This is a genomic window from Tahibacter caeni (genome assembly GCF_024609805.1).
Taxonomy (GTDB): domain Bacteria; phylum Pseudomonadota; class Gammaproteobacteria; order Xanthomonadales; family Rhodanobacteraceae; genus Tahibacter; species Tahibacter caeni.
The window spans coordinates 1-8295 of sequence record NZ_JANFVR010000213.1; the positions used below are offsets into that span (position 1 = coordinate 1).

The following is an 8295-nucleotide window of genomic DNA, read 5'->3' on the forward strand; positions in this document are numbered from 1 at the left end:
CGGCGCCGGCAGCGCCGTGGCCAGCTGGTCGCCGGCCAGCGCCAGCGGCTCGCCGCGGCGCACTCGCCCGCCGACGTCGATGCGGCGGTGCAACACGCCGCCGCGCTCGTCGACGAGCGGCAGATACAGCAGCGGCGGCAGCGGGCACGGACGGATGGCGCCGCTCGCGCTCGCGCGCGGCGGGACGGCCAGGACCAGGCCGCCGTAGATGCGGTGCAAGGACATGGCCCGATTGTAGGCGGCGCCGGCCCCGCCCTTGAACCGGCCGGTCCTAGCCTCCACGCCCTGCGGTGCGTCGGGTCCTGCCGCATGGCATACTGCCGGACTTTGCAAGCCTGGGCGTCGTTTGGCCCGGCCTCCAACCAGCGAGAAAACCCATGGACTTTCTGATTTCGACCGCGCAGGCGCAGACGGCGCCGGGCGCCCCGGCCCCGGGCGGCGGCATGAGCTCGATCTTCATGATGATCGCGATGTTCGCGATCTTCTATTTCATGCTGATCCGCCCGCAGATGAAGCGCGCGAAGGAACAGCGCGCGATGCTCGCGGCGCTCGCCAAGGGCGACGAAGTGGCCACGACCACGGGCATGCTCGGCACGGTCGTCGAGATCAGCGAGTCCTACGTCAGCGTCGAGATCGCGCCGAACGTCGTCGTCAAGCTGCAGAAGCAGGCCATCACGGCCGTGCTGCCCAAGGGCACCCTGAAATCCGCCTGACCTCGCGGCGCCGCTGACTCCGGCGCCGTTCGTTTTTCGATACGTCGACGCGGGCGGGCAAGGGCCTGCCGCATCAACCTGGGATTCATGGCATGAACGAGTTTCCCCGCTGGAAATACGCGCTGGTCGCCGTGGCGCTGTTTTTCGGATTCCTCTACGCGCTGCCGAACCTGTTCCCGAAGGAACCGGCCGTGCAGATCTCGGCCAACCGCGGCTTCACCGTCGACACGGCGCTGAAGGAAAAGGCGCAGGGCATCCTCGAAACGAAGAAGATCGCGTTCAAGTCGGTCGAGCTCGACGGCGAGCGCCTGCTGGTCCGCCTCGGCAGCACCGAAGTGCAGCCGACCGCGGCCGAAGCGCTGCATGAGGGCCTCGGCGAAGGCTATACGGCGGCGCTGAACCTCGCTTCGACCGTACCGCACTGGCTCACGGCGATCTACGCCCACAGCATGCCGCTGGGCCTGGACCTGCAGGGCGGCGTGCACTTCCTGATGGAAGTCGACCAGAAATCCGTGCTCGACAAGCAGGAAATCCAGTACAGCGACGAGATCGCCCAGATCGCGCGCGACAAGAAGATCCCGGGCGTCAGCGTCAGCCGCTCGCCGCAGGGCATCGTCGCCGTCGCGCGCAGCGCGGCCGACCGCGACCGCCTCGCGGTCGAAGTCGGCAAGGTCGCTCCGGAGCTGCAGATCTCAAACGGCAACGCGACCGATAACGCGTTCTCGCTCGTGGCCAAGATCAGCGACGTGAAGCTGCGCGAGATCGCGCGCGACACGATCCGCCAGAACGTCGGCACCCTGCGCAACCGCATCAGCTCGCTCGGCGAGCCGGTCATCGCCCAGCAGGGCGATTCGCGCATCGTCGTCGAACTGCCCGGCGTGCAGGACACGGTCCAGGCCAAGATACTGCTCGGCGCGACCGCGACCCTGGAATGGCATGCGGTCGACCCGTCGTCGCCGACGCTCGCGGCCGAAGTCGCCCGCGGCACGGCGTCCGCGCCGGCCGATGCGCGGCTGTACTACCACCGCACCAGCGGCTCGCCGCACCTGCTGAAGAAGAAGACCATCGTCACCGGCGACGACCTCGTGAGCGCGGCTTCGATACCGGACCCGACCACGGGCACGCCGGCCGTGTCGATGAAGCTCAACGCCAAGGGCGGCCAGCGCATGCTGGACTTCACGATGGGCAACGTCGGCAAGCCGATGGCCGTGGTCTACACGGAGCGCATTCCGGAAGTGAAGACCGTCGACGGCAAGGAAGTTCGCACCTTCAAGACGAAGGAAGAGATCATCAGCATCGCGACGATCCAGGGCGTGTTCGGTCCGCAGTTCCAGACCACCGGCCTGGACAGCATGAAGGAAGCGTCGGAGCTGGCCCTGCTGCTGAAGGCCGGCTCGCTGGCCGCGCCGGTCGACATCGTCGAGGAGCGCGTGATCGGTCCGAGCCTCGGCGCCGACAACATCGGCAAGGGCGTGTTCGCGGTGATCCTCGCGGTCCTGCTCGTCGTCGTCTTCGTCGGCATCTACTACAAGCTGTTCGGCCTGATCGCCGACGTCGGCCTGCTGCTGAACCTCGTGCTGCTCGTAGCGATCCTGTCGATCTTCGGCGCGACCCTGACCCTGCCCGGCATCGCCGGCATCGTGCTGACGCTCGGCATGGCCATCGACGCGAACGTGCTGATCTGCGAACGCATACGCGAAGAGCTGCGCAACGGCTCCACGCCGATGGCCGCGATCAGCCGCGGCTACGACAAGGCCTGGGCGACGATTCTCGACGCGAACGTGACCCACCTGATCGCCGCGTTCGGCCTCATGGCGTTCGGCTCCGGCCCGATCAAAGGCTTCGCGATCACGCTCGCGATCGGCATCGTGACCTCGATGTTCACCTCGGTCATGGTCACCCACGTGCTCGTCGGCCTGATCTTCGGCGGCCGCCGCGTCAAGACCCTGTCGGTCTGATCCAGGAGCTCGACACCCATGGAACTCTTCAAGTCCCAGAGCAACATCGACTTCATGGCCTGGCGCAAGCCGAGCCTGATCATCTCGGCCATCCTCGTCGTCCTGTCGGCCGCGATCATCTTCGTGCGCGGCCTCGACTACGGCCTCGATTTCGAGGGCGGCGCGATGATCGAAGTGCACTACGAGGAGCCGGCCGAGATCGCCGACATTCGCGCCGCGCTCGACGCCGCGGGCTTCACCGGCGCCGTCGTGCAGGGCCTCGGCACGCGCACCGACTACGCGATCCGCATCAAGCCGCACGCCGAGACCGCGTCCGCCGCCGAGCCCACGGCCGGCAGCAGCGAGGCCAAGGTCGCGACCAACAAGATCGCCGCCGAGGTGCTGACCGCGCTGACCAAGAGCCGCAGCGACGTCAACGTCAAGCGCAGCGACTTCGTCGGCGCGAGCGTCGGCGAGGAATTGCGCGAGCAGGGCCTCGTGGCCGTGCTGTTCGTGATCCTCGGCATCATGGCCTACCTGTGGCTGCGCTTCGAATGGCGCTTCGCCGTTGCCGCGGTGGCCAGCGAAATCCACGACACCCTGATCACGGTCGGCATCTTCGCGCTGACCGGGCGCGAGTTCGACCTGCCGGCGCTCGCCGCCGTGCTGTCGGTCGTCGGCTACTCGATCAACGACAAGGTCGTCGTGTTCGACCGCGTGCGCGAAATCTTCCGCTCCTCGCGCAAGGGCGAGCCGTACGAGATCCTCAACCGCTCGATCAACTCGACCATGTCGCGCACGATCATGACCGGCCTGACCACGAGCCTCGCGGTCGGCACGCTGTATTTCGTCGGCGGTCCGGCGCTCGAGAACTTCGGCCTGATCATGCTGATCGGCATCTTCGTCGGCACCCTGTCCTCGGTGTTCTTCGCGAACCCGATCCTGCTCTGGCTCGGCGTGTCCAAGCAGGACCTCATGCCGCGGACGAAGGAAGATCCGGAGCTCGCCGCGCGGCCGTAGGGCCCGCGCGAGGACCGGATTTCGCGAACGGCCCGGGCAACCGGGCCGTTTCGTTTTCCGGCGAAGGATCACCGCGGGGACGCCGCCCGCCTGCGGAGGGGAGGGCAGGAACGGGAGAGACCGCCGGCGCGACGTTGGCGCGGCCGGCGCGGACAGCGTCCTCCGCGGTGCAGTCTCCGGGACGAGCCAGCGCCGCGCGTCCCTACCGGTCCCGGGGCCGGCGCACATGCGGTGCAGGGCTGGTAAGGTGTACGGCCCGCTCAGCGTTCCGAGTGCCTGCCGCCTTGTCTTCGTCGCCTCCTGCCCGTGCCGCCGCCTCCGCAGGCCGCGCCCAGCCCGAACGTCATGCCGATCTGCCTGCGACCTTGCGGCGGCGGATGGCCGAGGCGGCCGAGCACCTCGCCGCCGACCGCCTGCCGCAGACCGTGGCCGCGCTGACCCCGGTGCTGCAGGCCCGGGCCGCGCATCCCGAAGCCCTGCGAATGCTCGGCATCGTGCTGCACAAGAGCGGCCAGTACGACGATGCGGTCGATGCCTACCGGCAGGCGCTGCAGTCGGCGCCCGACGACGCGCTGCTCTGGAACAACCTCGGCAGCGCGCAACGCGCGCGCGGCGACGGCGAGGCCGCCGAAGACGCGTTCCGCCGTGCCGTCGTCCTGGCCCCGACGCTCACGGCCGCCTGGTACAACCTCGGCAAGATGTACAAGACGCAGGGACGTCTGGAGCTCGCGCTGCCCGCGCTGGAGCGTGCGCTGCAGCTCGATGCCGGCCACGTGCCCGCGCGCGTGACCTTCGGCGAGACCCTGCGATCGCTCGGGCAGGTCGACGCTGCCGTCGCCGCGTTCGAGCAGGCCGTCCGCGACGAGCCGACGGCCGGCGGCGCGTGGTACGCGCTGGCCGATCTGAAGACCTACCGCTTCGACGCCGAGCAGGCGCGGCGTCTGCAGCACCTGCTCGGCGATGCGACCTTGACCGACGAGCAGCGCGTCTTTCTCGGTTTCGCAGCGGCCAAGGCACTGGACGATCTGGGCCGCTACGACGAAGCCTATGCCGCGCTGGTCCGGGCCAACCGTCTCAAGCGGGCGGGCTTCGCCGGCTGGGATCCCGACGCGCTGGCCCGGCACTACGAACAGATCGGCGCCGCTTTCGCGATGCCGCCGCCGTCGACGCCGCTCGATCCGCAGCTCGGCGCCGAGGCGATCTTCGTCGTGAGCCTGCCGCGCTCGGGTTCGACCCTGACCGAACAGATCCTCGCGGCGCACAGCCAGGTCGACGCGGCCGGCGAGATGCCGGACCTGGCGCAGGTCATCGATGCCGAATCGGCGCGGCGCGGCAGCCTGTTTCCGCACTGGGTCGCCGACGCCGACGCGGCGGACTGGGATCGCCTCGGCCGCGACTATCTCGCGCGCGCCGCACGCTGGCGCGGCGCCGCGCCGCGGTTCACCGACAAGAGTCTGGCCAACTGGCCGCTGGTCGGCGCGATACGGCGCATGCTGCCGGCCGCGCGCATCGTCAACTGCCGCCGCGATCCGGTCGAGAACTGCCTGTCCTGCTTCCGCCAGCTGTTCGCCCAGAGCCATGAGTATTCCTACGACCTCGACGATCTCGCCCGCCAGTGGCGCAGCTACGACCGCCTGAGCCGGCAATGGGCGGAGCAGTTTCCGGAACACTTCCTCGACAGCCGCTACGAAGACCTCGTGCGCGAGCCCGAGCGGCGCATCGGCGAGCTGCTCGCGTTCTGCGGGCTGCCGTTCGAGGCCGCCTGCCGCGAACCGCACCGGGTCGCACGCAGCGTGCGTACGGCCAGCGCGGCCCAGGTGCGTCAGCCGATCGGCGCGGCGCACGTACGTGCGGCCCGCTATCCGGAGGCCGAACGCCGGCTGCGCACAGCGCTGGAACTGCCGCCGCACCCAACCAATGGCCTATAGCGGAATCGCAGCCGGCGCGGCTATATCGCAGACTGGCCAGCTTTTTTCCGCTGTCGAGGTCATGCAGCGAAAGCGCGGTCCGGCCGCCTCCGGCCCAGGTCGGAAAACCTGGTCGTCCTGGGGGCGGGGTATCCAAAACAACTAAGGGGTCTGCAATGAAATCCACTGCAATGCTTCTCGCCGCCGCTGCGGCAGCAGTCGCCACCGTGACGACCGCACCGGCCGATGCGGCCGGCCGCGACAGCGCGTCGCGTCGTGCGGTCGCCGCGCGTCCGGCCCAGCCGCAGGCGCCTCTGGGCGGCGCGGTCGAGCTCTACAGTCAGCTCGGCACGGTAAGCACGAACGGCGCGCTGTCGTCGCAGTTCTCCTCGTCCAGCGGCGCGCCGTACGATTCCGAAGGCGCCGACGATTTCGTGGTGCCGGCCGCCGGCTGGCGCATCAGCACGGTCGAATTCGCGGCGTTCGTCGGCAACGGCACGACCGGCGCGTTCCCGACCGTGGGCAATGTGCGTATCTACGCGAATGCCGCGGGCGTTCCGGGAACGACGGTCTGCAACTATCCGTCGGTCACCGTCGCCTACAACACGTCGACGCAGATCGCGACCGTCAACCTGCCGGGCGTCTGCGATCTGACCGCGGCCGGCACATACTGGATCACCTACCAGCCCATCTACGACTTCGGCGCATCCGGCGGCGACTACTACTGGAATCTGTCCACGCCGCAGGCCGGCGCGATCGGCCAGTGGCGCAACCCGGGCGACGGTTTCGAAAGCGGCTGCACCGCCTGGAGCCCGAACACGTCCTGCGGCTTCACGCAGCCGGACTATGCGTTCCGGCTCCTGGGCCAGGTGCTGCCGGTCAGCCTGCAGTCCTTCGGCATCGACTGATCGCGCGGCCCGGCGCTGCAACGAAAAACGCGGCCGTGAGCCGCGTTTTTCTTGTGCATCGGGAGCGGCGGGCAGTCAGCCGGCCAGCAGCTCCGGCGTCAGCACGGGCTGTATCGTTTCGACGATGCCGAACGCGACCTTGTGGCCGCCGGCGACGAGGTTGCCCGACTCGGGCAGGCCGTCGCGACCGGCCATGTCGCAGTAGCGGCCGCCGGCTTCGCGCACGATCAGACAGCCCGCGGCCATGTCCCAGAGCTTGAGGCCGGTTTCGTAGTAGCCGTCGATGCGGCCGCAGGCCACGTAGGCCAGGTCCAGCGCGGCCGAGCCGGTGCGGCGCACGTCCTCGGCGCTTGCGAGCAGGGCGCGGGTCATGTCGATCTGCGCGCCGAGGTGGCGGCGCTGGCGGTACGGGAAGCCCGTGGCGAGCAGCGCGCCGGCCACGCCTTCGCGCGCGCTGACGCGGATGCGGCGTTCGTTGAGGAAGGCGCCGTCGCCCTTGCTCGCGGTGAAGGTCTCGTCGCGCAGCGGATCGTAGATCACGCCGTAGACCGGCTCGTTGCCTTCGAGCATCGCGATCGAGACGCAGAAGTGCGGGAAGCCGCGCAGGAAGTTGTGCGTGCCGTCGAGCGGATCGATGACCCAGGTCTGGCGCGACTTGCCGGTCTCGCCGGTTTCCTCGCCGATGAAGGCATGGCCGGGGTAGGCGCGCTTGAGGTCGCGGATGATCAGCTGCTCGGCCATGCGGTCGACTTCGGAGACGAAGTCCATGCGCTCCTTCTCGAGCACGGCCAGCCCCTCGACGCGGTTGATGTTGCGCACGATCAGGTTGCCGGCGGCGCGTGCGGCACGGACCGCGACGTTGATGGCGGGGCGGGGCATGGAAACTCCGGTCGGATTGGCTTGAAGAAAGAGCGGCGCGGGCATCGGGGCCGGCGCGGGGCGCGAAGGGTAGCAGAAGCGGCCCGGAGCGCCAAAACCGGGCCGGCTGCGCGCAGGCCGGCCCGGCGCGTATGCTTGCCGGCCGCGTGCCGCCGCCGCCGTGAACCCATGACCGACATTTCCGCCCTCGCCGCGCGCCTGCGCTTCGTGCTCGTGCGCACTTCCCAGCCCGGCAACATCGGCGCCGCCGCGCGCGCGATCCGTACGATGGGCTTCGGCCGGCTCGTGCTGGTCTCGCCGCAGCGCTATCCGGATCCCGAGGCGACGGCCTTCGCCGCCGGCGCTGACGCGGTGCTCGACGCTGCGGTCGTCGTGCCGGATCTGCGCACGGCCGTCGCCGACTGCGAGGCCGTCTACGGCGCGACCGCGCGCCAGCGCGCCGTCGCGCTGCGGGAACACACGCCGCGCTCGTTCGTCGGCCCCGTGCGCGAGGCGGCCGCGGCCGGCGGCGAGATTGCGATCGTGTTCGGCAACGAACGCACCGGCCTGGAGAACGAGGAACTCGCGCTGTGCCACGGCGCCGTGCACATTCCTACGGCCGCGGACTACGGCTCGCTGAATCTGGCCCAGGCCGTGCAGGTGCTGGCCTACGAGCTGCGCATCGGCTTTCTCGACAATCCGGCCGCGCCGGCGCCGCTGCGCAGCGATCCGCCGGCCAGCGCCGGCGAGATGGAAGGCTTCTTCGCGCACCTGGCCACGACCCTCGACGACATCGATTTCCACAAGGGCCGCTCGCCGACGACGATCATGCTGCGTCTGCGCAAGCTGTTCCTGCGCGCCCGGCCCGACGCGCGCGAGTTGCGCGTGCTGCGCGGCATCCTCGCCGACGCGCAGCGCATGGCGCGGCTGGCCGGCCAGGCCGGGCGCGGCC

8 protein-coding genes are annotated in these 8295 nt (G+C 69.7%); 6 read left to right on the plus strand and 2 right to left on the minus strand.

Translation table 11 applies throughout. The features are described from left to right. A partial coding sequence (locus NON22_RS16345; RefSeq protein ID WP_257388011.1) for a hypothetical protein occupies window positions 1-225 on the minus strand: 225 nt, incomplete at its 3' end. Window positions 226-377: 152 nt separating this feature from the next. On the opposite strand from NON22_RS16345, the gene yajC reads away from it, so the two are divergent. The 5 genes from yajC to NON22_RS16370 all read left to right on the plus strand — a co-directional run bounded on the left by yajC (window position 378) and on the right by NON22_RS16370 (window position 6485). Continuing rightward, complete coding sequence (yajC, locus tag NON22_RS16350; RefSeq protein WP_257388012.1) at window positions 378-713, plus strand: preprotein translocase subunit YajC; 336 nt, start codon at window positions 378-380, stop codon at window positions 711-713. A gap of 92 nt (window positions 714-805) precedes the next feature. Further along, window positions 806-2671, plus strand: a complete 1866-nt coding sequence (gene secD, locus NON22_RS16355) for a protein translocase subunit SecD (protein ID WP_257388013.1) — start codon at window positions 806-808, stop codon at window positions 2669-2671. Window positions 2672-2689: 18 nt separating this feature from the next. Then, window positions 2690-3670: a protein translocase subunit SecF gene (gene secF, locus NON22_RS16360; RefSeq protein WP_257388014.1), complete on the plus strand. Its 981-nt coding sequence runs from the start codon at window positions 2690-2692 to the stop codon at window positions 3668-3670. A 377-nt stretch (window positions 3671-4047) separates the two neighbouring features. After that, the gene (locus NON22_RS16365) at window positions 4048-5598 is read left to right on the plus strand and encodes a tetratricopeptide repeat-containing sulfotransferase family protein (RefSeq protein ID WP_306673857.1); all 1551 of its coding nucleotides are present in this window, start codon (window positions 4048-4050) and stop codon (window positions 5596-5598) included. A gap of 155 nt (window positions 5599-5753) precedes the next feature. Beyond that, complete coding sequence (locus NON22_RS16370) at window positions 5754-6485, plus strand: hypothetical protein (protein WP_257388015.1); 732 nt, start codon at window positions 5754-5756, stop codon at window positions 6483-6485. Between the two features lie 75 nt (window positions 6486-6560). On the opposite strand, the gene NON22_RS16375 is transcribed toward NON22_RS16370, so the two are convergent. Continuing rightward, the gene (locus tag NON22_RS16375) at window positions 6561-7364 is read right to left on the minus strand and encodes an inositol monophosphatase family protein (RefSeq protein ID WP_257388016.1); all 804 of its coding nucleotides are present in this window, start codon (window positions 7362-7364) and stop codon (window positions 6561-6563) included. Between the two features lie 168 nt (window positions 7365-7532). On the opposite strand from NON22_RS16375, the gene NON22_RS16380 reads away from it, so the two are divergent. After that, window positions 7533-8295: RNA methyltransferase (locus NON22_RS16380; RefSeq protein WP_257388017.1), on the plus strand; the 763-nt coding region annotated here is incomplete at its 3' end.